At 38.3% G+C, this 26,301-nt stretch carries 22 protein-coding genes, 1 pseudogene and 1 riboswitch; of the genes and pseudogenes, 16 read left to right on the top strand and 7 right to left on the bottom strand.

Going from position 1 to position 26,301, the window contains the following annotated elements; genetic code table 11:
• Nucleotides 1-89 precede the first annotated feature (89 nt).
• Nucleotides 90-290, bottom strand: a complete 201-nt coding sequence (locus D0469_RS18065; protein WP_117328125.1) for a cold-shock protein — start codon at nt 288-290, stop codon at nt 90-92.
• 934 nt (nt 291-1,224) lie between these two features.
• Nucleotides 1,225-2,097, bottom strand: a complete 873-nt coding sequence (locus tag D0469_RS18060; protein WP_117328124.1) for an STAS domain-containing protein — start codon at nt 2,095-2,097, stop codon at nt 1,225-1,227.
• 732 nt (nt 2,098-2,829) lie between these two features.
• Here D0469_RS18060 and D0469_RS18055 point away from each other — a divergent pair.
• From D0469_RS18055 to D0469_RS18040, 3 genes are all read left to right on the top strand, one after another.
• Complete coding sequence (locus D0469_RS18055) at nt 2,830-3,720, top strand: acyl-ACP desaturase (protein ID WP_117328123.1); 891 nt, start codon at nt 2,830-2,832, stop codon at nt 3,718-3,720.
• 12 nt (nt 3,721-3,732) lie between these two features.
• Nucleotides 3,733-4,005: a hypothetical protein gene (locus D0469_RS18050; RefSeq protein ID WP_233523114.1), complete on the top strand. Its 273-nt coding sequence runs from the start codon at nt 3,733-3,735 to the stop codon at nt 4,003-4,005.
• A 260-nt stretch (nt 4,006-4,265) separates the two neighbouring features.
• A riboswitch (ZMP/ZTP riboswitch) is annotated at nt 4,266-4,345 on the top strand.
• A gap of 64 nt (nt 4,346-4,409) precedes the next feature.
• On the top strand, nt 4,410-5,609 hold the full coding sequence (locus D0469_RS18040; RefSeq protein ID WP_117328121.1) for a phosphoglycerate dehydrogenase: 1,200 nt from the start codon (nt 4,410-4,412) through the stop codon (nt 5,607-5,609).
• Between the two features lie 541 nt (nt 5,610-6,150).
• On the opposite strand, the gene D0469_RS18035 is transcribed toward D0469_RS18040, so the two are convergent.
• Nucleotides 6,151-7,146: a site-specific integrase gene (locus D0469_RS18035; protein WP_407675754.1), complete on the bottom strand. Its 996-nt coding sequence runs from the start codon at nt 7,144-7,146 to the stop codon at nt 6,151-6,153.
• A 440-nt stretch (nt 7,147-7,586) separates the two neighbouring features.
• On the opposite strand from D0469_RS18035, the gene D0469_RS22185 reads away from it, so the two are divergent.
• From D0469_RS22185 to D0469_RS17985, 10 genes and pseudogenes are all read left to right on the top strand, one after another.
• Nucleotides 7,587-8,216 carry a copper resistance CopC family protein gene (locus D0469_RS22185; protein WP_407675753.1) on the top strand — a complete coding sequence of 210 codons (630 nt, stop codon included), beginning with the start codon at nt 7,587-7,589 and terminating at the stop codon, nt 8,214-8,216.
• Nucleotides 8,217-8,744, top strand: a pseudogene (locus D0469_RS18025) (group II intron maturase-specific domain-containing protein); the annotation flags it as partial.
• A 644-nt stretch (nt 8,745-9,388) separates the two neighbouring features.
• Nucleotides 9,389-10,354, top strand: a complete 966-nt coding sequence (locus D0469_RS18020; protein ID WP_117328119.1) for an ABC transporter permease — start codon at nt 9,389-9,391, stop codon at nt 10,352-10,354.
• Entirely contained in the window at nt 10,351-11,205 is an 855-nt protein-coding gene (locus D0469_RS18015; RefSeq protein WP_117328118.1) for an ABC transporter permease, read from the top strand. Before D0469_RS18020 ends, D0469_RS18015 begins: the two co-directional genes overlap by 4 nt.
• The gene (gene nikE, locus D0469_RS18010) at nt 11,181-12,764 is read left to right on the top strand and encodes a nickel ABC transporter ATP-binding protein NikE (RefSeq protein ID WP_117328117.1); all 1,584 of its coding nucleotides are present in this window, start codon (nt 11,181-11,183) and stop codon (nt 12,762-12,764) included. Before D0469_RS18015 ends, nikE begins: the two co-directional genes overlap by 25 nt.
• Complete coding sequence (locus D0469_RS18005) at nt 12,751-14,322, top strand: ABC transporter substrate-binding protein (RefSeq protein WP_117328116.1); 1,572 nt, start codon at nt 12,751-12,753, stop codon at nt 14,320-14,322. The genes nikE and D0469_RS18005 overlap by 14 nt, the downstream gene beginning before the upstream one ends.
• Nucleotides 14,319-14,735 (top strand): nickel-responsive transcriptional regulator NikR, encoded by a 417-nt coding sequence (nikR, locus tag D0469_RS18000; RefSeq protein ID WP_117328115.1) that lies wholly within the window; start codon nt 14,319-14,321, stop codon nt 14,733-14,735. Before D0469_RS18005 ends, nikR begins: the two co-directional genes overlap by 4 nt.
• Nucleotides 14,736-15,434: 699 nt before the next feature.
• Nucleotides 15,435-16,097 (top strand): protein kinase family protein, encoded by a 663-nt coding sequence (locus D0469_RS17995; protein ID WP_117328114.1) that lies wholly within the window; start codon nt 15,435-15,437, stop codon nt 16,095-16,097.
• A 688-nt stretch (nt 16,098-16,785) separates the two neighbouring features.
• Entirely contained in the window at nt 16,786-17,034 is a 249-nt protein-coding gene (locus tag D0469_RS17990; protein ID WP_142919206.1) for a hypothetical protein, read from the top strand.
• 112 nt (nt 17,035-17,146) lie between these two features.
• On the top strand, nt 17,147-18,106 hold the full coding sequence (locus D0469_RS17985) for an aldolase catalytic domain-containing protein (protein ID WP_117328112.1): 960 nt from the start codon (nt 17,147-17,149) through the stop codon (nt 18,104-18,106).
• 454 nt (nt 18,107-18,560) lie between these two features.
• On the opposite strand, the gene D0469_RS17980 is transcribed toward D0469_RS17985, so the two are convergent.
• Entirely contained in the window at nt 18,561-19,844 is a 1,284-nt protein-coding gene (locus tag D0469_RS17980) for an MFS transporter (RefSeq protein ID WP_233523113.1), read from the bottom strand.
• Between the two features lie 154 nt (nt 19,845-19,998).
• Between D0469_RS17980 and D0469_RS17975 the strand changes: the two genes are divergently transcribed.
• Complete coding sequence (locus D0469_RS17975) at nt 19,999-20,907, top strand: LysR family transcriptional regulator (protein ID WP_117328111.1); 909 nt, start codon at nt 19,999-20,001, stop codon at nt 20,905-20,907.
• Nucleotides 20,908-21,133: 226 nt separating this feature from the next.
• On the opposite strand, the gene D0469_RS17970 is transcribed toward D0469_RS17975, so the two are convergent.
• Entirely contained in the window at nt 21,134-21,550 is a 417-nt protein-coding gene (locus tag D0469_RS17970; protein ID WP_117328110.1) for a DUF1284 domain-containing protein, read from the bottom strand.
• Nucleotides 21,551-21,883: 333 nt separating this feature from the next.
• Here D0469_RS17970 and D0469_RS17965 point away from each other — a divergent pair, with 333 nt between their 5' ends.
• A complete protein-coding gene (locus D0469_RS17965; protein ID WP_117328109.1) occupies nt 21,884-22,330 on the top strand; it encodes a DNA mismatch repair protein in 447 nt (148 codons plus the stop codon).
• 227 nt (nt 22,331-22,557) lie between these two features.
• On the opposite strand, the gene D0469_RS17960 is transcribed toward D0469_RS17965, so the two are convergent.
• Complete coding sequence (locus D0469_RS17960) at nt 22,558-22,968, bottom strand: SET domain-containing protein (protein ID WP_117328127.1); 411 nt, start codon at nt 22,966-22,968, stop codon at nt 22,558-22,560.
• A 309-nt stretch (nt 22,969-23,277) separates the two neighbouring features.
• Complete coding sequence (locus tag D0469_RS17955; RefSeq protein WP_117328108.1) at nt 23,278-23,487, bottom strand: hypothetical protein; 210 nt, start codon at nt 23,485-23,487, stop codon at nt 23,278-23,280.
• Between the two features lie 1,260 nt (nt 23,488-24,747).
• Between D0469_RS17955 and trpB the strand changes: the two genes are divergently transcribed.
• Nucleotides 24,748-25,911, top strand: a complete 1,164-nt coding sequence (gene trpB / locus D0469_RS17945) for a tryptophan synthase subunit beta (RefSeq protein ID WP_233523112.1) — start codon at nt 24,748-24,750, stop codon at nt 25,909-25,911.
• The last annotated feature ends 390 nt before the right edge of the window (nt 25,912-26,301 follow it).

Here is a 26,301-nt window from a genome sequence, read left to right as displayed (position 1 = left end):
CGCAAAAAAGCTGCTGAGAAAAAACTTTCTCAACAGCCTGAAAAACAGGATCCATATATGGATCCTGTTTGTGTAATTGATTTAAAAGATTAAGCTTTTTGAACGTTAGTAGCTTGAGGCCCACGAGCACCTTGCTCAACGTTAAACGTTACTTTTTGACCTTCGTCTAAAGATTTGAAGCCTTCACTTTGGATTGCAGAGAAGTGTACGAATACATCGTCCCCATTTTCACGTTCGATAAAACCAAAACCTTTTTCTGCATTAAACCATTTAACTGTACCTTGTTCCATTGTTGTTGCCTCCTAGTGCGTTACCACACAATGTATTACTATCCTTGCCCAAAGTGATTTTCAAGACGAAAAGTCGATACTCATGCTATCCCTTTACACCGAACAAAAATAATTCTTCCTTATCATAACAGGATATTGAAAATAGTGCAAATCAATAGGCTTAAACTAAAATTGTACAATTATATAATCGTTATTAAAGCAAGGTCGCTTTTTATTCAACTACCATGTAAGAACGTATCTTGCATTTTCTGCGGTGAAGCGCTGCTTCATGGATGGCTAATGGGGCAGGTGTGCGGCCGAGCCTAGGTCGTATCATATAGCGGGTGGGATTCCCGTCGAGTAAGAACTAGCCATTCTCTCGTAGCGAATTTTGGAGGGCTAAAGGTAATTTTAGTCTTTATACCTAGACAATTAAGTGGCGGGCCGAAAGCCAAATGGATGACACTTAATTTTCTTTTCAATTAAGTGTAACCTATACACTATTTAAATAGCTAAACCAAAGAAGCCAAAGGAAATCCTTTACATGGGATAAATGTAGGCTCTTTCTCAATAAATATCCACTACCTTCACCAAGAATCAAAGTGAATATCTATCAATTAAGAAAAGAGGTTAGCTACATTCAGTATATGATGACTAGGAGGAGCCGTGTACGTTAATAGCGCAAGCACGGTTCTGTGAGGGGGTGAGTGCAATTTACCGCAAGGTAGAAAGGCTCCCTTCTACTCGACAAGATTAAAAAGAAAAACTCGCTGGAATGTCACATAAAGACACATTATGCAAACAAGCAAACCAAAAAAAGACAAGTTACCCAAGCTTGTCTCTAAACTGTGTTTAACGATTCTATTTAAGATATGCCTTACAAGTGCTTTTGGAACTTCTAATTATTAAATGAGTGTTTAGGACACATGATTTAGGCTTTTAATATCGATTAAACTTATTTTTTAACCGGATTTTTACCATTTCTGTCATTTGGAATTATTGTTAGTCCTAATTGATTAAGAGCCTGCTGCATAGTCGCTGCGGTTTTAACTTTATTGAAATCCAACCCCAAAGTTACGATCGTTTGTGCAATTTCTGGACGAATTCCTGATATGATTGCTTTTATGCCAGTCAATTTCAAAGCTGTTATAATTTTAAATATTTGGTGAGCAACCATTGTATCAATAATTGGAACACCGGAGACATCAAATATTATGGTTTTTAAATTAAGTCGAGATCCTTCGTTTAATGAGATTTCCATAATTAAATGAGCACGGTTAGTATCTATAGCACCAACTATCGGTATAGCAGCAATCCCGTCAATAATCGGAACAACAGGCACAGATAATTCTTCTAATGCTGTATAAGCAATTTTCATTAATTCGTTGCTTCTGTTCTCATATACTTCACCTATAACACTGAACACTTTATCAAGCAAAGGGTCAATAATCTTGGATACATCGAGCATTGTGATGGCTGCAAACTGTTTTTGCTTTAATTCTTCAGTAAAAACATCCAAAATTACTGTCCTATAAAAAGAAACGGCTCTTAATGCATTACTTAATGAAACATCGTATTTTATAGCAAATGTTGCAGCTTTTATACCCCAGTCAATAACTTTTTTGCAAATTAATTCTCGGTCCTCGAATAATGCTTGTCCAAAATACCTGATTAGTTCTCCCCTATATTCAAAAAGTTCAGTCCTAGGGGCCCCGGAACTATTTAAACTTTCCGTATATTTAGAATCGATGAGCTCATATATTTTTTTTGCTAATATTGTTTCATTTTCCACGATTTTTTTACCTATATAACGTAATTCTTCCTTCACTGTCTGGTCCCCTTATCAACATCCAAAGTATGAATTCACTATACAATTTTTTGACCTAAACATAAAGTAACATAACTAATATTCTTACAACGTAATGAACCTAATATTTAATTAATAGACGATAGTAAGGTGGTTAATGATGGGAAGTGTTTACATGCTGAACTTCGTTTGGGGGAAAGTATCATTATTCACTTTTCAGATATTTTTCAGCAAAAATAATGAAGGCGATAAGGTACGAATCACTGTTTTACTCTGAATGTTGGATTAATAGAAGGATGGTCAGGTAATCTGACCATCTTTTATATGATCCAAACTAAGTTGTAATTGAATAAAAGAGGAGAGGGCAGTCTTCATTCAATTATCTGAATTAAGGTTCGCGTTAAATTCCTGCTTAACGAACCGTTCTCACCATCATATATATGACATTTATCATACCTAATATATGACACCTGGTACTAACAATGTCAACTTTCCTTCCTTTATAATTTAAATTAAGAACACAAAAAGAAGGAGGTTTGGAAAAATGACCCTACAAAATACTCAAACAAGTTGAGGAGCCAAAAAACTGAAGATATTGCCAGCAGAAGCGATAAAGCAATTGCTTCAGTATTTTCCACCTTATATTTATTATGGTTCCTACGAGAAGCTACATATGAACCAAAAAAGTAAATCAGTTTCATACACTTTAATCATTTAAAGTTAGAAAGCAAAAAACCTTAAGGAGAAAAGATAATGTTAAATTCTGATTTGGATATACGCTTAGAACCACGCATTAAAGAATTATATCAATTACATAAGGAACGTTCTGCAAATATTGACTGGAGCTATCACGAGTTTATTCCATGGGACAAGGCCATGTCCTTTAAACGAGTTCCTTGGGATGAGAGTCAAGTAACTCTTCCAGAAGGAGTAATTGTAGCGATAGAAACAGCATTACTTACTGAAGTAAATTTACCTTGGTATACTTCGCATTTGGATTATACCTTTAAAAATTCAATGGAAGTAATAAATGATTTTGTACGCACTTGGACGGCTGAAGAAGACCAGCACTCTAACTTACTTGAAACGTATTTATTGGTGACACGAAACGTAAATCCTACAAGATTGCATGAACTAAGAAGAAGAGTAGTTGAAAGCGGCTGGTTTCCAGACTTCACTAACCCTCTAGCTACAATGGCCTATACTTCATTGCAAGAGTTAGCCACACTAGTTTTTTATAATAATGTAGCTAAAATAGCGAGTCCGCATGACAAAGATTTAGCAACATTACTTCGACGTTTAGCGAAAGACGAAGCACTTCATTATGCATTCTATCGCGACACAGTGAAAGCCCATCTTGAACTTGATCCGAATTTCATTGTTTATTTTGAGAATGTAATTATTAATTTCTCTATGCCAGGCGCCGTTATGCCAGACTTTACCGATAGAATGAAAACCATTGCAATAGATGCGAATTATGGCCCACTACAATACTTTGACCAAGTATTAGATGTAATTGTGACTTATTGGGATATTGCTAACTTACAACCTACAAGTGAAGATGCAAAACGATCACAAGCGAATATATTGAAATATCATGGGCGTTTAAAAAGAATTAGAGACCGCCATCTAGCAAAAAAATAAAAGGTCGACGTTATGGAAAGGATTTTTATATTGAAAACAACTTGCGAATTATGTGAAAAAGAAACGAATGATAAAGTAAGTTATTTAGAGCTAGAAACGTGGGAATTTGATTTTCTAAAGAAAGAAAAAAAAGATTTTTACTCTATTTGTTACGATTGTTTTGACAAACATACCAACAATTTCATTGACAGAGAAATGGATCTTGAATTGAGAAAAAAACGTTCTCTTTCGGTAAATAGAGAGATCCAAGAAGAAATCGAGGCTATCCTCGAGATCGAAAGTTAATTCTAGTTGCAAATTAATAAACTTATAAAAATGAAATAATAATTTTCTAGTTGTCCAAGGGCTAGTCCAATAAAAATTGAGTTCTTCATTTTTTATAGCTTTAATCGATGAATACCGTAGTTACTTTCTCCATATATAGAGGAAAAAGTTGTCAGGGTTCAAAAAAGTGTGTCAGTAATAATTGAGTTGATCGCGAATTTAGGGGAGATATAATAAAGGTTGCAGCTTGGTGAAGAAATTGATAGAATGAAAGAAATGAAAAGACTATGTGTAACTGGCGAAACGCGGATAACCGCGAGGGAGCACATTAGTGTCGCAGCCGTTCGCCTGGGCAGAGGTAAGGGAAGTATCCCTTACCTCTTTCTGTTTATTAAGAAACTTTTACAAAAAAAGGAGAAAATAAAATGAGTGCAGTCACATTAGATTACGTCAAAACAATTAAAACACTGAATAATATTGCAGAAAGCGGTCTAAACGTATTTAATAAGGATAGCTTTACGATTGACAATGGAACTGAAAATCCTGATGCATTTATGGTTCGCAGCTTCAATATGCATTCAATGGAATTTGGCCATAATTTAAAAGCAATCGCACGGGCCGGAGCAGGGGTCAATAATATTCCGGTGGAAAAATGCACAGAGCGAGGTATCGTTGTTTTTAATACCCCAGGTGCCAATGCGAATGCGGTAAAAGAGATTGTTTTAACTTCATTAATGGCTTCTTCCCGAAACCTATTTGCAGGTGTTGCATGGACAAAGACGCTAGATGGTGAAGGGGACAAAGTTCCAAAACTTGTTGAAGCAGGAAAAAAACAATTTGTTGGAAAAGAAATTAAAGGAAAGACACTAGGGGTAATTGGATTAGGGGCAATAGGTGCACTTGTAGCTAACGATGCACTTGATTTAGACATGGACGTTATTGGATTTGACCCGTTTATCTCTGTTGATACAGCATGGAATTTATCACGTAATGTTAAGCGAGCTATGACCATTGAGGAGTTGTTCGCAAGCTCTGATTATATTACAGTGCATGTACCATTAACCGATGATACAAGAGGAATGTTTAACCAAGCTACATTTAGCATCATGAAACCGGGTGTTCATATTTTGAATTTTTCGCGTGGTGAGCTTGTGAATGAAACGGATATGGAAGCTGCACTTGATAGTGGAATAGTGGGATATTATATTACAGACTTTCCTAATGAAAAAGTATTGAAGATGAAAAACACTGTATGTATCCCGCATCTTGGTGCTTCAACAAATGAATCAGAAGAAAATTGTGCGATCATGGCCGCTCGCCAGATAAAGGATTTTCTGGAAACTGGAAATGTTAAAAATTCTGTGAATTTCCCTAATGCCTGCCTTCAGTATACAGGTAAAACACGTGTAACTGCTTTTCACCAAAACGTTCCTGGGATGGTTGGAAATTTTTCTTCAATAATATCCAGCTATGATTTAAACATTGCAGACATGGTGAACAGAAGCCGGGGAGAATATGCCTATACCATCATTGATATTGATAATAACGTAAACGGCGAAATCATTCCAGGTTTAGAGGAAAAAATCAACCAAATTGAGGGTATTGTCTCAGCACGTATTATCTAAAACAAAACTTTAATAGAACAAGAAAAGATCATGATTTTTTTTGGTGGCATAATTGCTCAAAAAACTATTTATCATTTTGCAGATAAATGCGTGATGAACCATTTCACAAATAGTGGTAAAGCAGAGAGTGGAAATGTTTGAACAAGGAAAAAAATGTTAATAAACCCAGTAATGAAAAATAAGGGAGCACGTCGAAGTGTTCCCTTGTTTTTAGGATACTCGCAATTATGAGGGATAGGGTTTAACTATTCGTATAATATTAGTTTGCGAACAAATAATTGATTACTTATATTTATGAAATAAATTCAAAAAAGGCTTATTAGGATAGTAAATACCGATAATTACTTAAAAATAAATTCTATAAGATATGTTCCGCACACAAGTTCACCCTTGGGAGCGCGAGCAATACATGTCAATGTACTAAGATGGACAACCTCTTGAGCCGTATGGCTTTAAGGGGTTTTTCTTTATTTTAAAATGTGGGTAAACACATGAAAAAAGGGTACGGAAAACCCCGCACCCACAAAACACCCACAAGATGTCATTTACTTTGAAAAAGCTTTTCGGAATAGTCTTCGTATCTTTGTAGATTCCCTTGTTCCAGTTTTTTCGAAACGTGAGCATACACGTCTGCTGTGATGCCCATACTCCCGTGACCAAAACGTTCCTGAATATATTTCATATCAGCGCCAGATTCCAGCAGAAGAACTGCATGGGTGTGACGTAGCGAATGGATAGAAAGCTGGGGGAGGCCTGCTTTTTTCAATTTTCGAGCAAAGGAATTAAATAGAGTAGACTTAGGCATCACATTTCCATCATTACGGCACAGAACAAGATTTAAATCATGGTTATAGAAATCGTTTAGCGCCAGCTTATTTTGATTTTGGTATTTCAAATGAAATTGAAGAGCATTGGTTAACGACTGGCTGATAGTAATAATTCGTTTCGACTTATGTGTCTTTGTATCTCCAAACAAATCTTCGTTCTCTTTCGGATCAAAGTCCAGTGTCTTATTAATGGAGATAGTTTTCTCTTTTAAATCAACATCTGTCCATTGGAGAGCAGCGGCTTCTCCTTTCCGCATCCCGGTTTCAATAAGCATCATAAAAAAGAGCCAGTAAGCTTTGTTCATTGCATTATACACTGTTCCATGTACGATTTCCACAGTTCGTTTACTGTAGCCTTTATCAGTCAAGTGATTTAAAAAATTTTGGTACATAATAGGCTTTAAATCTTTCAATAAGAGATTTTGAAAATATGGAATAATATGATTTTGGATATTTCTTTCATGTACAAGATACGTATTTTTGCGGACCGAACCTTTTTTATATTCTAATAGCCAGTTGGTTAAGAACGATTCCAAGGTGTATACTTTTTCATTGACTTCAAAGCCTTCCAAAATTCTTTTTTCTTCTTCTGCAGCAGCGATTTGGGTCTCGATTGATGATGTAAAGCCTCTCTTTGATTTTTCTTTATACTCATGCGTTATAGGATCTTTATAGCGAATGCGGTATTCGTAATATGCTTTTTTTTTCACCGCTTTTTTTATACTTGCGAATACTGGCCATTATTAATCTCCTTTCCATCTTTATTTGAGCGTAAAGATAATCATGTACTTTTTCTAGATAGCCGTAGGTACAATTTGGGTACATTTTTATGAAAAAGATAGTTACTATTCTGTCTCCATCTCTCATGCATCTAAGTACACTTTTACGCGAAATTCATTTGAACGACAATATACTGTCAGATTGGTTAATAGTAGACCAATACTGTTGATCAATGAAATGCAACATAAAGGGAATTAAGTTGTATTTTAAAACCCGAAAGGCTACAAGGACTTTCGGGTTTTTCATGCATGCATCCGAAATAATCATGATTATTCATTCTTTCTTTACAATTGACCCCTATACTTATTCTTGTGGAATTTAAGTAAGGAGGTTATTAGTTTTGTAAAAGTTATTGTATGGTTTATTCTTATTGTTTTTCGCATTCGCGTCTCCAGTATCTGCACACACTGGCTTAGAAAGTTCTTCTCCTTCAAATGGAGAAACGATAACAGAAGACATTCAAGAAATTGTAATGGAATTCGAATCGGTTATAGAGATAGGTAGTTCTTTCTCATTACTATCTGAAGCGGGAAAGGAAATACCCGTCCAGGATATTCAAGTAAACGGAAATACCTTAACCGGAAAAGCAAGCGAGCTGTTAGAGAACGGAAACTACACTGTAAAGTGGAGTGTAGTCGGGGAAGATGGACACCAGATTGACGGAGAGTATGGGTTTACGGTAGCAACAGAGAATACAACGGAAGAAAACATCGAGCCGAAGGAAGAAACCACTCCATCTCCAGCTACAGAAGAACCAAAAGAGGAGCAGAAACAATCAACTGCTGCAAGTGATGTGCAAGAAGAAAATCAGTCGAATCCACCCTTCATGCCGGTACTCGCCGGGCTTTTAGTGGTCGTGGCACTTATCGTGGTGGTCTGGCTGATGAGAAAAGGAAGAGGAACACGAACTTCATATAAGGCTAGGTACCATTGGATGAGTTTGCACTACAAAACAAAGTCCTTACTGCCGAAGGTGGTACAGAGTAAATGGAGCAGATAGATGGAGGGAAAAACTGTACTCAAAGTAAATAGAGAAAAATCAGCAGTTGATCGCCCGTGGAAACGAAAGTTTCTTGGGTTTAGCTTTACGGTCAATAAGAAACCGAAGGTTCGAATAGCCAATGAAAGTATTAAAAGGCTTAAGGCTAAAATACGGGAGTTAACCTCCCGTTCTAAACCAATTCCTATCGAAGTTAGAATCGAGAAACTAAATCAATATCTAACGGGATGGTGTGGATATTTTGCATTGGCTGATACACCAATTAAATTTAAAGAATTTGATGAGTGTATTAGAAGAAGACTCCGTATGATTGAATGGAAAAAATGGAAGAAACCGAGGACAAGAGTAAGAAAACTCAGAGGTCTAGGTGTCCCTGACCAAAAGGCATATGAATGGGGAAACTCCAGAAAGAAATATTGGAGAATAGCCTGTAGTCCAATTCTAAACAAAACCCTTGATAACTCTTACTGGAGTAATCGAGGGCTCAAAAGTCTATATCAAAGGTATGAATTTCTACGTCAAACTTAATTGTACCGCCGTATACCGAACGGTACGTACGGTGGTGTAAGAGGTCGGGGGTTAGTCACCCCCTCCTACTTAATTGCTTACACTTTCGCTTATATTAACTCTTTTTGAATACAGTTAGAGGATTTTTTGTAACATGTCTTATTGAACTAACAGGAAATGGTGATTATACTCTCGGCCTTCTTACGGAACAATTTTTCTTTTCAAGTCTCATAGGATAGTTTTCCGATAAAGTTAGACAGTATTTTCATTGGCATTTCGTAGGATGGTGTTCGACTGTCATAGTTCTAGCAGTATTAAACAGTGGTTTGAAATTCCGTAGCCTGCTTAGAATTGGAGAGTCAGGTTTTTATTCAAGTAACACTGGAGTAGCAAATACAAGGTTCCTTAATAAAGAACATGCATATGTGGCGTCCATCTTTGATAAAGCATTGATATATTTTTTTCAATAGTCTAAACTGTAAACAGTTACAATATAGTGCATTTTCCTTATGAGTGAGATTCTTTAATTTTCTATATAGGTAAATTGAGAATAATTTTTATTTATATGGCCGGAGATTAATCAGGGAATCTCTATTTTTTTTGCTTCTTCGTGCTACGATTTTATAGAATCATAGCACGAATTTGGAAGACAGAAGGTGAAAACGATGGTTTTATTTGCATTAAAACGCTTATGGGAAGCGTGTCTTGTTCTTTTTATAGGGAGTATTTGCTGTTTTTTGTTTATTCGGATGCTGCCAGGTGATCCAGCTGCAGCTATATATGGAGGGCAGTATCAAAAGTTAAGTGATGCCGAACGAATGCGTATTTCAGAAAATCTTGGCTTAAATGAACCGCTCCCCGCTCAGTATATTAATTGGCTCACAAATGCTGTACAGGGAGAATGGGGGATCTCATCAAGTACGGGAGAAGATGTATCAGAAGTAATTGGCCGCACAATACAGCCAACGTTTCTTCTTCTCTTCTCTTCTCAATTGCTTATTTTTTTGTTCTCTGTTTTGCCTGGCATTGTTTCGGGTCTGCGAAGGGGGTCAATCATGGATCATATGGTGACTGTCTGCAGTTTTATGTTTATGTCGATTCCTTCATTTTGGCTGGCGATGATCCTGATGCTATTTTTTTCAGTGTATCTCGGCCTGCTGCCGACAGCTGGAATGGGAACGGGAGGTTTTGTCGGCCAACTGCCTTATTTAATAATGCCGGCGTTCGTTTTAGCTGTTTCTCATGTTGGGTACTACATACGCTTATTACGAAATCATGTTTCAGTTGTAACCGGCCAGCCTTTTATTATGGCGCTGCAAGCGCGCGGCATTTCGAACCGAGTGATTTTATGGAAACATATCGTTCCGCATGCTTCAGTGCCTTTTTTATCGTATGCCGGTGCGTCTCTCGCTTCCGCGTTGGCTGGAACAGTTGTCGTTGAAACCATTTTTTCGTGGCCGGGTTTAGGGCGTTTAACGCTTAAATCAGCAATGGAGCATGATTATTCAGTGTTAATGGCGGCGATATTGCTGAGCATGACGGCAGTTATTCTCACAAATTTATTAATTGATCTAATTAGTGCGGCAATAGATCCGCGGCTTCGAAGCCAAATGCGAGGTGAGAAATCATGAGAATTAAATCACCCTGGACGGTCAAGGCCTCATTTATGTATTTGTTCATCCTCATTTTGCTGAGTGTGGCTGCGCCTGTTGCTTCTTTTTATGATCCGCAGGCCGTTGATATGGGGCATGTTCTTCAACCCCCGGATCAGGATCATCCGTTAGGAACAGACGAGTTGGGACGTGATAACTGGTCCCGTCTTTTATATGGAGGCCGTGTATCCATACTAGCTGGCACGTCGGCAATGGTTGTTTCAATTGTGGTTGGTTTTCTATACGGTGCAGCCAGTGGCTTCATAGGCGGAGTTTTTGATCGTATTTTGATGAGAGTTGTCGATGCTCTTTTAAGTATTCCGGGACTGCTACTTATGATCGGTCTTCAGTTGTTATTTAAGCCAGGTTTGCTGTCTGTAATCTTTGTTATAAGCTTCACAAGCTGGATGATCGTCGCGCGGCTGATCCGGACGGAAATCCTTTCCTTGAAACAAAATGTCTTTATTCAAGCTTCGACTGTGTTAGGTGCCTCTGCTTCTCACTTGTTATTCAGGCATCTTTTGCCCCGGTGCTGGCCGACGATTATTGTTTTAGCTGTTAGCGGCATCAGCCATGCTATTTTGGCAGAAGCGACACTTAGTTTTCTAGGTATTGGTATTCCTCCTCATGAGCCTTCATGGGGGAATATGCTTATGGGTGCCCAAGGTTTCTTGCTTGGCGGCGCCTGGTGGCTGGCCGTTTTCCCCGGCATTTGTATTATATCGACGGTTCTATCCATTCTTTTTATAGGCGATTGGCTTCATGGACGTTTAACTCCATATGACATGCAAACGGAGGTGAGAGGATGGAAACGGATTGTTTGGAAGTGAAAAAATTGTCTGTTGAGCGTAATGGTTACCCTCTTTTATCATCGGTTTCGTTTCATGTGCCGGATGGGGAAATAACAGCGCTGATTGGGGAGAGTGGCTCCGGAAAAAGCATGACGGTGAAAGCAATTCTCGATTTGCTTCCAGTTGGAATTGAAAAAACGGACGGAGCTATTTTTTTGGAAAAAGAAAGCGTTGAAACGATTTCCTTACAAGAGAAACGACTTCTTATAGGAAAAAGCATCGGCGTAGTGTTCCAGGATTCATGGCAGACATTTAATCCGATTCAGACAATTGGCAGCCACTTTTTAGACGTATTGTCCGCTCATACATCAATGTCGAAGAAAGAAATGAAAGCACACGCCCTTCATATGCTCAACAGTGTTCAGTTAAAAGAAGCGGAGCGGATCTATTCATCTTACCCTGATGAATTATCTGGAGGCATGAGACAGCGTGTGCAACTGGCGATTGCCCTATCGCTGAAGCCAAAGCTACTCATTGCGGATGAACCAACGACAGCACTGGACGTAAAAACCCAAGCGGATATATTAAAGATGATAAAAAAATGGCAAAAGGAGTCAGGGAGTTCCGTTTTCCTTGTAACGCATGATCTTGGCGTTTTAAATGAACTGGCAGATCGTGTAATCGTGATTGAAAAAGGACTAATCGCAGAACAGGGGACCATTCAAGACATTTTGCACGATCCAAAAACGGCTTATACGAAACAACTGGTTGACAACTACGGCTGGTTTACAAGCGGAAATGAGAAACTGCATCCACCTGAACAAACGATTTTGATTGAATTAGAGCAAGCGGATAAACGATATGTAAAGCATGGGTTATTCCGGCAAACAACGAACCAAGCTGTCAGCAATGTATCTCTCGATCTGCGAAAAGGAGAAATTACTGGGTTGATCGGCGAAAGCGGAGGAGGAAAAAGCACGTTAGCACGGCTGCTGCTTCAGATGGAAAAAATGGATGGCGGCCAGATGCTCTGGCACGGGGATCAGCCATTCCGCCGCGGAGTACAATGGGTGAATCAAGATCCGTTCGCCTCGTTTAATTCTCATTGGACAATGAAGCAAATCATCGGTGAAGGGCTTGATTATTGGAAAGTATACGATAAAACCGCACGAATAAAAGAGGTCCTGAATCAAACAGGGCTTGATATCTCAGTAATGGATATGTACCCGCACGAGCTGTCGGGAGGAATGTGCCAGCGTGCCGCTCTTGCAAGGGCAATAGCGGTTGAACCTGAACTGATTATCTTGGACGAACCGTTTGCAAACCTCGACCTACAAGCTCAAATAGCGATGATAGCTTTGATTCAAAAACTGCAAAAAGAAAAAGGCACTGCTTTTTTCTTTATTTCACATGATATCCGGGCAGCTGTCAAAATGTGCCATCGTGTTCTTGTGATGAAAGAAGGTCAGCTCATTGACGAATTGGCTGCGGGTGATTTAGAACATGCGAGTCATCCATACACAAAAGCATTATATAATTCTGCTCAAACACTCTACATAAATAAACAAGAAAAGGTGGATAACTATGTTTTTTATTAAACGAAAAGCAGCAGTAATGTTTGCGGTTGCTGGGTTCCTGCTGGCTGCCGGCTGTTCTTCAAATAAAGAAACTGAAACTTCAACTGAAGAAAAGAAGCAGCTGGTTTATGGGATGGAGGCTGAAATTGAGCAAGTAAACCCGGTGCTCGATGAAAGTCAGGAAATTGATTCTTTACTGTTTCGGGGATTAACAAAACCGACAGAATCGAATGAAATTGTACCGGATTTAGCGGAAGATTGGACCATTTCTGATGACCAGCTGACGTACATATTTAAAATGAGAGAAGATGCAAAATGGGAGGACGGAGAACCCGTTACTGCAGAGGATGTCACTTTTACGCTGAAGAAAATTCTCGACCCGTTCACCAATACACCAATTGGTGGTGATTTTAGTGAAATTGATTCTGTGGAAGCGATGTCAGCATATGAAGTGAAAATAACATTAAAGCGTCCATTTCCACCGCTTTTAGATAAGTTAAAAGTCGGAATCGTGCCAAAGCATTTACTGGAAAGCGAAAATATAAATGAAACCGAATTTAATCAGCAGCCGGTCGGAAACGGGCCGTTTAAGTTGAAAGAATGGAACCCGGATGGAACCATTACAGTGGAGCGGAATGAGCAATTCTACAGCACAAAGCCAAAACTCGACGAAGTCGTTTTCAAACCGGTACCGGATGCTAATACTCGTGCTGTACAGCTAAAAACAGGTGAGATCGATCTGGCGTTAATGGAGCCGGGCCAGGCGAGCAGTGTAAAAGAAGATGACCCATATACAATCTATGATATACCGACTGCGGATTACCGGGCCGTTATGTATAATTTACGTCATCCTCTCTTTAAAGATCCAGCGGTTCGTCAGGCATTAAATTTTGGTGTAAACCGTGAAGACATGGTAAAAGGCGTTTTGTTCAACAAAGGAGAAGCTGCACATGGCCCATTGCAAAAATCATGGGCTGATTCACCGCAGGAAAATGCTTACTCGTATCAGCCTGAAAAAGCGGCGAAATTGTTGGAAAAAGCAGGATGGACAAAGGGAGAAGATGGCGTTCTTCAAAAAAATGGACAGCGATTTGAGTTTGAACTCGTGTCGCCAGTTCATGATAAGGTACGTGTAGCACTAGCAAATGTCGTAGCAGAGCAGTTAAAGCCGCTCGGTATTAAGGTTATTCCAAAGCTAATGGAAAAACAATCGATCGATTATACGAGAGTAGACAGCTTTTTAATTGGCTGGGGAAGTGAATTTGATCCTGATGATCATACGTATCGCATCTTCCATAGTAGCCAGGTCGGGGATGGATTATACAATTTTGGTGCTTACGAAAATACAAAGATGGATGAACTACTGACAAAAGCGCGCACAACGGTAGATCAAGAAGAGAGAAAAGCTTATTATGAGGCGTTTCAGAAAGAGCTGGCAAGTAACCCGCCATTTAATTTTCTGGTTTATTTAGAAGCAATGTACGGTGTCAATAAATCGGTTACAGGTATTAAAACAAGAACGCTTGGCCACCATGGATTCGGCATTATGTGGAATGTTGAAGAGTGGGATAAGCAATGAGCCAGTCCGAACTAAAGAGATTTGGGATTTCAATGGATGAGCAGCTGCTTCGCCGATTCGATGAATTTACGCGTAAAAAAGGATATGAAAACCGGTCAGAAGCTGTGAGGGATCTTGTGCGTGAAGCGATGACGGCACAATCATGGGAAGAGGAAGAACAGATCGTAGCTGGGAGTATTCTGTTGTTTTATGATCATCATCAGCGTAACTTGCTTGAGGAAATGACCGCGATCCAACATGGGATGCATCATGAAATTTTAGCGACGACCCATTTTCATTTGGATCATGATAATTGCCTGGAACTGATTATAGTTAAAGGACAAGCGAAAAAGCTTCGCACTCTAAGCGACCAGCTTATTTCGTTAAAAGGGGTTAACTATGGCAAGTTTACCGTAGCACCTGTTGAAAAATAGTTCGTCTAAAAGGCCTCTTCTACGTGAAGGGGCCTTTTTTTAATGGTTGACAACTGTTAACTTGAAATCAATTCGAATAATAATCGAATTTACGAACGTTCCTTTTAATAACAGTGCGTAATGCTTCACTAAGGTTTTCATATACCTTTATATTTTAGTGGCCGGTCCATCTCAAAATAACTGGTTTTAAAGTGGATTTGCAAACATCTCATTTTGGTCAAAACCCTATGTTTTTTTTGCGTCTCAAAATATTGCTTAAAGCCTATGTTGAAAATTCGGAATCATCCATTTATCAGGCCAATGAGTCCGGCACGAATAATTTTCAGTTTTACTCATCGGATATGAATAGAGTATATCTATAAACTGGATCTTGAATATCGGTTAAGATAAGCAATCGAATTTAATCCGGTAAGATTTCATTATCAGTACTGGTTAAATATGGAAACCAAACGAATTACAGGGTCCCAAAGGGTGAAATTGCGGAGGATAATACTAATGAGCTGCGCTCAATTAATCCTATGTAGATAAAAGGACAAGGTACTCTTGTCCTTCTCTATGAAACTCCACATAACTTTTTCAAAAAGGCGTCAAAATGTTTTTTTCGTGTTTCATCACAAAACACACATTCAAAAAGTAGGGGAGCAGGGATACAAGAGATATAATAAGATAAGCATTTACCTTTGTAGCAGGAGTTGCAGCATGAGTAATAAAATTTCTGATTTTAAAAATTTGATTGAACAAGAATTGTTATATAAAGTGCAACTAACAAGCGAGCATGATTTTGAACCTATAAAAGTGGATAACGTTCCGAAGCAATGGAAGTGTATGGGGGCCGGCAACTATGCTGCTGTTTTTTTGCACTCGGATTATCAGGAGTGGGTCGTGAAGGTATATGGTCGCAATGTGAGAGGATTGAAAAAGGAAGTTTCTGTATATCAACAACTGGGTTCTCATCCAGCCTATTCTGAATTAATGGGCTATGGTGATAAGTATGTAATTCTGAAAAGACTAAAGGGAATCACTTTGTATGATGCCGTTCATAAAGGAAAGAGAATTCCTCCAAGTGTTATTAAAGATATTAACAAAGCACTTGATTATGCAAGGACACAAGGCCTCAATCCATATGATGTGCACGGTAAAAACGTCATGATGAAAGACGGCCGAGGCTACGTTGTTGATATTTCTGACTTTTACAAAGAAGGAAGCGACAAAAAATGGGGTGATTTAGTAACTGCCTATTATAAAGTATACAAACATACACTATACAAGTTTCCCATTAAAATTCCATTTTTTATTTTAGATTTAGTTCGCTACGGCTATCGTATATATAAAAGTTTAAAAGAGCAGGTAAGAAAAAAATAGATTTCCTTAGATTTATCAGGTATTATTTGTACTATCATAAACACTTTTTTATAGAAAAAATGGCCGGTATAGCTTGCTGCCTCCTGAATATGGCGAACTCCATAAAGCTAATAGGGCTGAGAATAAAGGCATACCGGACAGTGTGATGTGAAATCACTTTAATATTTTAAAGGTAACCTCGTTAGAATATAACATCTGGCAACAAGGTACCCTGTCTTTCGTCCTCCAACGTGCGAGAGAGGGATATCCTGTTTTTTTCATATTTTGTGGTTCGCCCGAACCTCGTAACTGCAGATCTTTTTGATATCATATAGTGAGTAAGCGTTTGTTTGTGTTACTTGCTGGGATGTGACAATACAAACGCCAAACCTGAAAAGAGGATATGGAAAGTTCCCTACCTATCTGTTTCTTTCTTTATTCTTTTTTTTCTTCCCCATTAATGCTGTTGCTATCGCAGCAAAGAATTCACCTAAAGCTGATAACATCTTACAATACCCCCTTTTTATATTGTTAATTCAATATGATTTTGCTTCAGTTGGGAATGAAAATGATAAAAATTAAGCAACATTGATTTCAAATATTTTACTGCTCAGAAGGTTACAGAAGAAAATTCAGAAAAGAACCTGCCTTTAGGCATTACTTTTGAAACGGCTGGTTTAATCATTACCCTGGAAGTTACGAGTTGCTAATGAAAATTGCAATTGGGTATTCAGACTGTATCCACTCACGCAGAGAATACTCTCATAAAAATGTTGAAAAGATACTAATGGGCAGGGGAGTAATCAATATCCTCCATTTTGAAGTAATAACTGATTTGGTTGTGGAATTTGAAAGCAGTTATCTTGAGTTATTCCACGACAGTAGTAATTTTGAGGGAAGGCAGTTACTAGGAGACAACGGGTTTTATTTATTTTCTATATCCGGAGGTTCTTGTTAGGATTAATGGAAAACTAAAATAAGGTTGACGCCTTTATATGAATCGTGATATAAACCATTAATATAAAAAATATTATGACAAATGAGCAAATCATAGTTGGAGGTTGCAATTTATGGAACATCACAGCAAAATTTTAGACTGTACGATCCGAGATGGAGGTTTAGTCAACAATTGGGACTTCAGCATCGAATTTGTTCAGGACTTGTATAATGGGCTAAGTGTAGCCGGCGTTGAATATATGGAAATCGGATACAAGAATTCGGCGAAGCTTCTCAACGTGTCTGAGCCCAATCCATGGAGATTTCTTGATGATAACTTCCTGAAAGAAATTATTCCAGAGAAAAAGTTCACCAAGCTATCTGCCTTGGTGGATATAGGGCGAGTAGACCCAAATGACATCCTGCCCCGTGAGCAAAGTGTGTTGGATATGATCCGGGTGGCATGTTATATCCGTGAAGTGGACAAAGGCTTAGAACTTGTACAGATGTTCCATGATTTGGGTTATGAGACTTCACTCAACATTATGGCTTTATCAAATGTACCTGAACACCAGCTTATTAAAGCGTTTGAAATGGTGAAAGAAAGTCCTGTAGATGTTGTGTATATCGTTGACTCCTTTGGTAGCTTAGATCCTGCGGATATTGAGCATCAAGTGAAAAAATTCCGCGCAATGGTTCCCAACAAACAGCTTGGGATACATACGCATAACAACATGCAGCTGGCATTCGCCAATACATTGACTGCATACCAAAATGGGGTTACCTTCCTAGATTCATCTGTTTATGGAATGGGGCGTGCGGCTGGTAACTGTAATACAGAGCTTCTCGTTAGCTATATTCAAAAACCAAGCTATGAACTTAAGCCGGTTCTTGGTGTCATTGAAAAGCATATGTTAGATATGCGTCAAAAGTGGGAATGGGGCTATATTATTCCTTACATGATTTCTGGTGTGCTCAATGAACATCCGCGTGTGGCCATGGGATACCGTGACAGTGCAGATCGTGATAAGTTTGTAGAATTCTATGACAAGGTAACAACTCCAGAAGCCACTGTGGCCTCAGCGTCAAAGTAGTTGTAGGAGGTTAAATCTACTATTACCACTTAACAACATGAAATCTTGCCAAATTGGCCGGTCCACCAATTAAGAATATACATTACAGAATGACAGTAGTATTAAAGCAGTAAGCAATGCGGTTTGGTATCCGGTCCCTTTTTCGAAATGTGGTTAATTGCTGCTGTGTTATCTAATATGAAATATAATACTTAAACGGGTGAGTTTGTTGAGAACCGGGAGCTGTGTTGACAGATCCCTTTCTTTTTGTGTTAACTGGATAGGTTATTGAAAGAGAAAGGTCAAGAATTTTTAACCGCCATTTATTAAAGCGTGGGGAAGTCTACAAGAGCCGCGCTTGGTAATTCGGTTCGACCGATGCAGTAATGGTGCTTGCACTTACGGTTCTAATAAATTCAGTCCAAAAGCTAACAATCACTTTACAAGCGATTGTCAGCGCAAATAAGATTAATATTTATTTAACAAGATTATGCTGTTCACCTAACTTTATTTGCTTAGGGTAAGATATATGCTGTGGCAATCTAATGGACGCTAAGCTAGCAATAATCGCAAGTGCACCGGCAGTACTAAATGATAAGAAATGAGTCCCAAACACTTCATACAGCCGGCCCCCAAGAAACGAACCCAAAGCTGCTGCAATTTGATGTCCGATAAAAAATGCCCAGCCATTTAAGATTCCTAGTAGACGTTGCCCAAAAAGGTCACTTATTATAGCCGTAGACATAGCTATTGAACCAGACCATACTAATCCGCCGCTAATAGCAACAATAAAGAGCTGCCAATTCGTAGCTGCTAAAACTAAACCGAAAAACCCAAGTCCTCGAACAAAATAAACTAAAAATAAAATATTCTTTCTTGGGAAACGATCAGCAATCTGCCCTAAAATAATAGTACTGAATATTGCGACAACTCCGATCGTACCAATCCCAAATGAAGCAACCATAGGTTCATAACCATGATCCATCAACATAGGTACACCATGAGAACCTAGAAGATTCATCCCAAATCCGCAGGCGAATAATCCTAGAACGATTTGCCAATAAGCTTTTGTCTTCAATGCATCTCTCAAAGTAATATCTGTTGATACCTGTCTTTCTTGTTTGCATACTGTTCCTTTACTATCAGCCCCTTTTGGCACATCCTCTCGCATAACAAAAATAGCTGAAGGAGTAACGATACAAATGAACACACCTGCAAATATAAGAAGAGTTTGCTGCCAGCCTACAAGGTGGATTAGCCACATTTCAAGAGGTGTCATAATTGCAATACCTGCCATTCCCCCTGTTGACAGATAAAAAAGTGCTTTTCCTTTTTGCCTAATGAACCATTTACTGATAATAGGAGCAAATGAGATATTGCTTAAGAAGGAAAGCCCAAGTGAAAGGAAAACACCGAAAAAAAGCAGAAAAGAAACCAGCCCTTTGGAGGAAACCGTCCCCACGATCGACAAGCAAACAATCGTTAATCCCGTCAACATCATAAACCGTGTACTAAAGGTACTCACAAGAAGGCCTGCTATTGGCATTCCCATCCCATAAACAATCATACCAATGGCAACAATGAATGAAAGCTCAGTTCGAGACAGATCTAAATCGGCCATAATCGGTTCCATAAAAGGTCCAATCCCCATCCGCATTCCCATTGTAAGTAAACAAATAACTGAAGCAGATATAACAATATACCAGCCATAATAAGGATGTTTGTGGTTATCCATATTGTTTTCTGAAGACTTAATCAATTTCATAACCTCCTGTACATAAATAGTTTTGAGAGTGAAAATTCCCTTTCTATATAAAAGATAATAATACGGTCTAATTGATAAGGAAAATATATTTGTGTTATTTTAGATATAAGAATTACTTATAACATAAACTTAGGTGGTCTTTGAATGAATGGAGCTTAGGCAGTTAACTTACTTTGTTGAAGTGGCGCGACTAAATAATTTTACAAAAGCAGGAGAACGGTTAAAGATAGCTCAGCCGGCTCTCTCCCAACAGATCGGTAATTTGGAACAAGAACTTGGCGTTAAGCTCTTTAAACGCACCGGGCGGGGAGTAACATTAACAGAGGCTGGGGAACAATTCTATATTGGTGCTGAAAAGACCCTAGCAGAGGCACAAAGGGCGAAAGACTCGGTTAAAGGGTTCATAAACTACCCACATGGAAACATAATAGTAGGCGCGCTAGAGTCCATGGTACAAACTCGGTTGCCGAGCTTGCTCGTAGCGTTTGGGAAAGAGTACCCTGGGATTAAAGTGTTTATAAGGGAAAATACAACTGAACCATTGTTGGAGGCGCTTAAGAAGGGGGACTTAGATCTTACCCTAGCCCACACGGATATTAATTCATCAAATTTGGTAAATGTAGTTACCCCAAAGGGGATTAGCTCAAAACCTCTATATCAAGATGAACTGGTGCTGGTCGTCGCCAACGGACATCCACTGGAGAAGAGAAAAATGATTTCTATTAAAGAACTTAGGGAAGAATCATTTGTATCTTTTAAGGAGGGGTCTGGAATCCGTTCGCAACTACTTGCGGCGTGCATTAGAGAAGGTTTCGAGCCGCTTATTGCTTACGAGTGCGCCTCTCCACGGACACTGGTGGCAGAGGGATTAGGCGTTTCCGTCCTCCCGCGTTTAATGGCGGAGTCTCCGGGACCATCAATTTCTATATTACCCTTGGACCCGCCTCTTTCACGTTGGGTTTCTGTATATTACTTTGAGGGACGCTATCTGTCGCCGAGCACCAAGGTTTTTTTGAGTTTTGTGGAAAAATACCTTGTTTCCGAAAACAAATGCTAAGAACTTATGTTGAGGATAGTAATGCGTCAAACGGTCTTGGGGAAGGGACGTATCCTTATAAGATTCTATTGGAGTAGCAGGTTCCTGTTTTATAATACTAGTAAAGAACGGATTCCCGTTGCGGATGATAAGGATGTAGATCATTTACAAAACTAGTTCACTATCAATGTTAGTCAAATACAAGATATTCAGTTTAGAAACGGAACTAATTAAAAAAAGGGAAGGGTTATTTAACTGCCCTTAAGCCCTTCCCGTCAAGTATGTCCTGAATACCTTCTTCACAAACTCCATATGACCGCCAAGAACAAGATTCACACACAATTTGAATGTCGGAGGGGACGATATACTTTCGGATCAGCAACTCAATGTCCTCCCAATTCAGAATCTGTCCGATTTTAAGCCCTAATTTCCCTAAAATAACGGCATCTCTATCGTAAATATGGTCATCTTGACAATGGTATTTACCTGAATTTGGGTACTTTTCACACAACTGATCGGGACCCTTTACAAGTTGAATCATCATCTTGGGGTTGTCTCTCAGGGTTTGGTGCAGACGTGTCATATTTTCCACGTATTCTTGTGAATAGCCCATTCCCCTATAGCCCAAAAGGCAAAAAAGATGATGACCTCGCAGCTTATACATAATAATTCACCCTCATTTCGACAGATTGATTAAATGAAATGTTAACGATTCTTAATTATCATAACATAAAGTCATTTCGAAAGCGGGCACTCAGTAGCTCTTGAAAAGCCCGAAGAAGTTAATATAAAGCCTTAAATCCGGCTGCCATTTTTGGCTGCTTTTTCTTATTGTACTTAAAGGGTTAGCGCAATAAGATTCCCTGTATAAGAAACTATAAAAACGTCAAAAATTTGATACCAAGCTAATAAAAAAGGGAAGTATACAAATAATATGAACTAAATACCTTTTACCTAGCTCTAAATTACTTTAAAACTAAGTAAAGTAGGAACAGTAATGAGTTTTGAAATGAAAAAAGAAGAGCTTATCGAGTATGGGTTAACAGTGTTTAAAGAAATTGGTGCTAATGATATTTGTAGCGTCTGTATCAAAAGTGGAAATTCTTGTTGTCAGGGGTGTGAATTCTTAAAGGATAAGGAAGGATGTCAAAAACGCAACACTTCTTGTATGGCGTGGTTGTGCGGCTTGCAAAAGCTTTATTTTAATGAGATTGGATTATTAGATGAATGGGAAAAATTGTGGACAAAAATCCCGGGTAAATTACACCGTGGAGATGTGACTCCTGATATTGTAAAGGTGGTTACATTGCTGAATGTCAAACACATTAGTAAAGATTCAGGTAGGTTAGTGGCCGATAAATTCAAAACTTTTGTAGAAGCTGGGGGAAATTTAGAAAAATTAGAGAGACGTTTACAACATGATTTTGTGATGAAAAAAATATAATATCAACAACTTACTAATTCAGCTATAAGGTCCTTAGTTGAAAAATTTTGAAGATCTAAAGAGACAGCATTCATGTAACGAAGAAAAAGATATTAGAGCATAAAAAAGCCCTTGGTATGATACCATGTCCTATACTTGACGGCAAAAAGGACTTATCAAAAACCAAGGGGCTTGTTTAATTGAAATAAACCAAAATGAAAAGAATGCTCAGAGGAAGTTTGAAAAAATCAACAGTCGGTTTCATCCTTACCCTTTTCAACTTCATCTTTATTGAACCATAGCGCCTCATTGTCATCAACATCACCATTATAGTTGATAAGTACTTCTTCTCCTGCTTTTATATCTGTGTAGGCATAGAATTCAAATGTATGGTTCTTAAAGTTAATGTCATAAGTGGCATTAGGCTTATATGAATGGTTAAATAGCATGCCATATCCCAGCACGACTGCAGAGTGGTTTTTACCATACTCAAACACATAATCGTCAAGTACCGTATTTTCAATTAAAATATGCTCCCTATTAGGATAAGGAATAACAGGAGCAACATGTATAAGCTCACCTTTTGCTATATCAATTGTGGCAAATACTCCTCTATTGAATTCCCCATCGCTGAGGGGGGATGACTTAATTTCTAAAATGTTAATCACCTTCAAATTCTTTTGTATAAACTTCCTTACAATATAATATTGAAGGTTTTTTATGAAGAAAGCAACTGTTTTAATTAACAAAAAGGGGACAAAAGAGTGCAATAGCAATTTCAGATTGTTGACCAGGTTCTTTATCGCACTAAACAGGGTGCTTTACTTTCCGAGCCAGCTGCCATTTCTAGGCGGATTTTCTCATTGATCTAAAGGATTAGAGAGTATCCTGGAGAAAAACCTATTTAACTGAGGGAATTAAAGAACCGAATGTCATCATGTGTTGCGACGACATTAAAAAGCACCCGATTATTCGGATGCATACTTGATTATTCCATGTAGATAAATTGAGTATTCTCTCTGAACACACTCTCTTATTTTAATGTTTCCATCCCGTACTAATTCCTTGGCCAACTCCTCAACTTGCTTTCCATCTTCTATTGTATTGGGAATCTCTAATGAAAAGAAGTTACTTCGACTGGCATTTTTCAGACTTCTTAATAACGCAACTTTATTCATTGTCTCATTCCTTTTATACATATTTTTTAACATAATGAGTTTATTCAATACATATTTTACAAGTTTAACCGATGATCATTTTATACCAAAGGCATCTACAGTAGGAATTCTTCAGCTTTTGCCTGTTGCACGACAAGGGCAGATTAACTTGCTGATAAATATTCCTCTTTCAAACTATCGAGTAGGTCTTAAGAATGCGTTAATCAGACATACTGACTAACACTTTGCGAAGTAAAAGATGTCTTTTCGGATGCTGGTCCGAACTGGTTAACGCTAGTGCAATTATTAAATTTCCAAGTACTTTAATAAAAAGTAGGCGTGCAACTCAATCACCATAGTGTGTACTTCCTTTACATAGCATAACCCTAAGTCTACTAAGACTATCACTGTCTCCGTGTAAATACAATCGAGTTAGCAAAATATATTTATCAAAAATAAATGTTTTGCAGCCATGGGTCAGCTTGGCAAATTATAACCCAGGGTTAGAGATTTTTTTCTATTTTCAATGATTAGTTTTTTTTTCTGCAGAGGAAACAGCCGTTTCCGGGAAATGTTTTTTAAAGTCAACTTCGTATACCGCAACTGGTTTCACTTCAATCGGCATACCATTTTTACTTAACATTTTGAAAAATGGTCCTTGGAAGTGCATTAAAGGGTCCTTCACTAACTTTTATAAAACCGCTTCCTTGCAATTATGTAACCAATTCCTAGCATTAAAGCGTTATTTACTAATGCAAATCCTACTAACATCGGTTCGTTTGTTAGTAATACCAACAGCATATTTAATAATTCCATTAGTATAGAACTGAGTCCTTTCATTATTGTGTACAAATAAGGACCAAGCTCACCTTTAGTGTGAAGATAATATAAACCGACTATGAGAAAGGCCATTGATATGAAGAAAGAAACACGGATTGATCGACGAATTCTATTCAAAGTTTCGCTATTCATCCTAGCCATTACCCATCCCCCAACTCATTTGATTACTAAGAATTTATCATATCTTTTGGCAGAATCTTGTTGAATTTTGTTATACTCATACTGGAAAGAAAAATATATGCTTAAACAAAATACAGCAGCCTTATTACATAAAGCTTTCTCAAAACTCTCCCAGGATGTCCAAAATATGCTGCTAAGGTCAGAACAACGAATCTTTATATAATTTTTTACCAATTCTCTTAAAATATAAAAGTGTTATAATTTTATCAGAATTACTTTTAGTTGATATTCAAATTAGAAAAGAGTGGAGCTGAGTCAGTCGTGGAAAATAGTGCAGCGGAGAAAGGTTTTTATGGTGAATTCGGTGGGAGCTTTGTTCCTGAAGATCTAAAGTCGGTTCTAGGAATCTTAGATGAAAACTTTGAAAAATACAAAGATGATCCTGAATTTAAAGAAGAATTTAATTATTATATGAAAGAATATATCGGTCGTGAAAATCCTCTTACTTTTGCAGAGAATTTGACCAAACAAGTAGGTGGGGCCAAGATCTATTTAAAACGTGAGGATTTAAATCATACTGGCGCACATAAAATTAACAATGCAATTGGACAAATCCTGTTAGCAAAGCGTATGGGAGCTACTCGTATTATCGCTGAAACTGGGGCTGGGCAACATGGGGTTGCAACCGCTACTGCTTGCGCTATCGTAGGTGGAATGAAGTGCATTATTTATATGGGCAAACATGATACTGAGAGACAAGCTTTAAATGTGTTCCGGATGCAGTTATTAGGAGCTGAAGTTGTAGCGGTAGATAAAGGACAAGCACGCTTAAAGGATGCTGTCGATGCAGCACTAAGTGACTTAGTTGAAAATTATGAGAATACTTTTTACTTATTAGGTTCAGCTGTCGGACCACATCCGTTTCCATCGATGGTTAAACATTTTCAATCAATCATTAGTGAAGAGTCCAAGCGGCAAATCCTTGAAAAAGAAGGAAAGCTCCCAACTGCGATTGTAGCATGTGCAGGTGGTGGAAGTAATGCTATTGGCGCTTTCGCTCATTATATCGAAGAAGATGTTCGATTAATTGGTGTGGAACCAGAAGAAGCGGCAACTCTTACAAAAGGGGTCCCTGCAGTCATTCATGGATTCAAATGTTTAACCCTTTTAGATGAAAAAGGTGAACCCCAACCAACTTTTTCAATAGCAGCAGGTTTGGATTATCCAGGAGTGGGACCTGAACATAGTCATTTAAAAACAACTAATCGAGCCGAATATGTGACGGTTTCGGGCCAAGAAGCATTAGAGGCATTCCAAACACTTTCTAAAGTAGAAGGAATCATTCCTGCATTAGAAAGTTCTCATGCTGTAGCCCATGCTATCAAACTAGCATCACAATTAGATAAGAATGATATTATTATCGTTAACCTATCAGGCCGTGGAGATAAAGACGTAGAGCAAGTTTACAAAATGATAAATAAATAATAGTAAGTTAGAGACCACCGGTTTTTATTCCGGTGGTCTCTCATTTTGAGCTTGTTAGGCATAGATGTTGCATGTATTAGGGCCATTGTTCAAGCAAAAGAAAGGACTAAGAATGAATATTAATAGTGACTGTGTGGCCACCTGAACACCGTCCTATACACACTTATAGATAAACAAAAGGGAAGAAGTCAAAGACCGGGAAATAAACAACTCGGTCTTTTTCTTTTGCTAAAAAATCAACATCGAAATAACAGAGCCTTTAAATAAAGACAACCACGGTAAATTGAAGTGACCCCTCGTGCGGTCCAATCATTCAGTTTCACATTCAGACCTTCATCCTGTAAGTATGTTAAATTCGACACTGTTTAGGTGGGCAAAAATAAAGGATCT

The organism is Peribacillus saganii (genome assembly GCF_003429095.1).
In the GTDB taxonomy this organism is placed as follows: domain Bacteria; phylum Bacillota; class Bacilli; order Bacillales; family DSM-1321; genus Peribacillus; species Peribacillus saganii.
Note: the sequence above shows the minus strand (reverse complement) of the source record. Positions and strands in the feature narration are given on the sequence as shown.

Excerpts from the sequence above, each read along its gene's own strand:
- D0469_RS18020 (WP_117328119.1), top strand. The coding sequence starts at position 9,389 with ATGGTTTTATTTGCATTAAAACGCTTATGGGAAGCGTGTCTTGTTCTT.
- D0469_RS18050 (WP_233523114.1), top strand. The coding sequence starts at position 3,733 with ATGGAAAGGATTTTTATATTGAAAACAACTTGCGAATTATGTGAAAAA.
- D0469_RS17970 (WP_117328110.1), bottom strand. The coding sequence starts at position 21,550 with ATGTATAAGCTGCGAGGTCATCATCTTTTTTGCCTTTTGGGCTATAGG.
- D0469_RS17955 (WP_117328108.1), bottom strand. The coding sequence starts at position 23,487 with ATGAATAAAGTTGCGTTATTAAGAAGTCTGAAAAATGCCAGTCGAAGT.
- nikE (WP_117328117.1), top strand. The coding sequence starts at position 11,181 with ATGGAAACGGATTGTTTGGAAGTGAAAAAATTGTCTGTTGAGCGTAAT.
- D0469_RS17990 (WP_142919206.1), top strand. The coding sequence starts at position 16,786 with ATGAAAATTGCAATTGGGTATTCAGACTGTATCCACTCACGCAGAGAA.
- D0469_RS18055 (WP_117328123.1), top strand. The coding sequence starts at position 2,830 with ATGTTAAATTCTGATTTGGATATACGCTTAGAACCACGCATTAAAGAA.
- D0469_RS18065 (WP_117328125.1), bottom strand. The coding sequence starts at position 290 with ATGGAACAAGGTACAGTTAAATGGTTTAATGCAGAAAAAGGTTTTGGT.
- D0469_RS17975 (WP_117328111.1), top strand. The coding sequence starts at position 19,999 with ATGGAGCTTAGGCAGTTAACTTACTTTGTTGAAGTGGCGCGACTAAAT.
- D0469_RS17985 (WP_117328112.1), top strand. The coding sequence starts at position 17,147 with ATGGAACATCACAGCAAAATTTTAGACTGTACGATCCGAGATGGAGGT.
- D0469_RS18005 (WP_117328116.1), top strand. The coding sequence starts at position 12,751 with ATGTTTTTTATTAAACGAAAAGCAGCAGTAATGTTTGCGGTTGCTGGG.
- D0469_RS17995 (WP_117328114.1), top strand. The coding sequence starts at position 15,435 with ATGAGTAATAAAATTTCTGATTTTAAAAATTTGATTGAACAAGAATTG.
- D0469_RS18040 (WP_117328121.1), top strand. The coding sequence starts at position 4,410 with ATGAGTGCAGTCACATTAGATTACGTCAAAACAATTAAAACACTGAAT.
- nikR (WP_117328115.1), top strand. The coding sequence starts at position 14,319 with ATGAGCCAGTCCGAACTAAAGAGATTTGGGATTTCAATGGATGAGCAG.
- D0469_RS17965 (WP_117328109.1), top strand. The coding sequence starts at position 21,884 with ATGAGTTTTGAAATGAAAAAAGAAGAGCTTATCGAGTATGGGTTAACA.
- D0469_RS18015 (WP_117328118.1), top strand. The coding sequence starts at position 10,351 with ATGAGAATTAAATCACCCTGGACGGTCAAGGCCTCATTTATGTATTTG.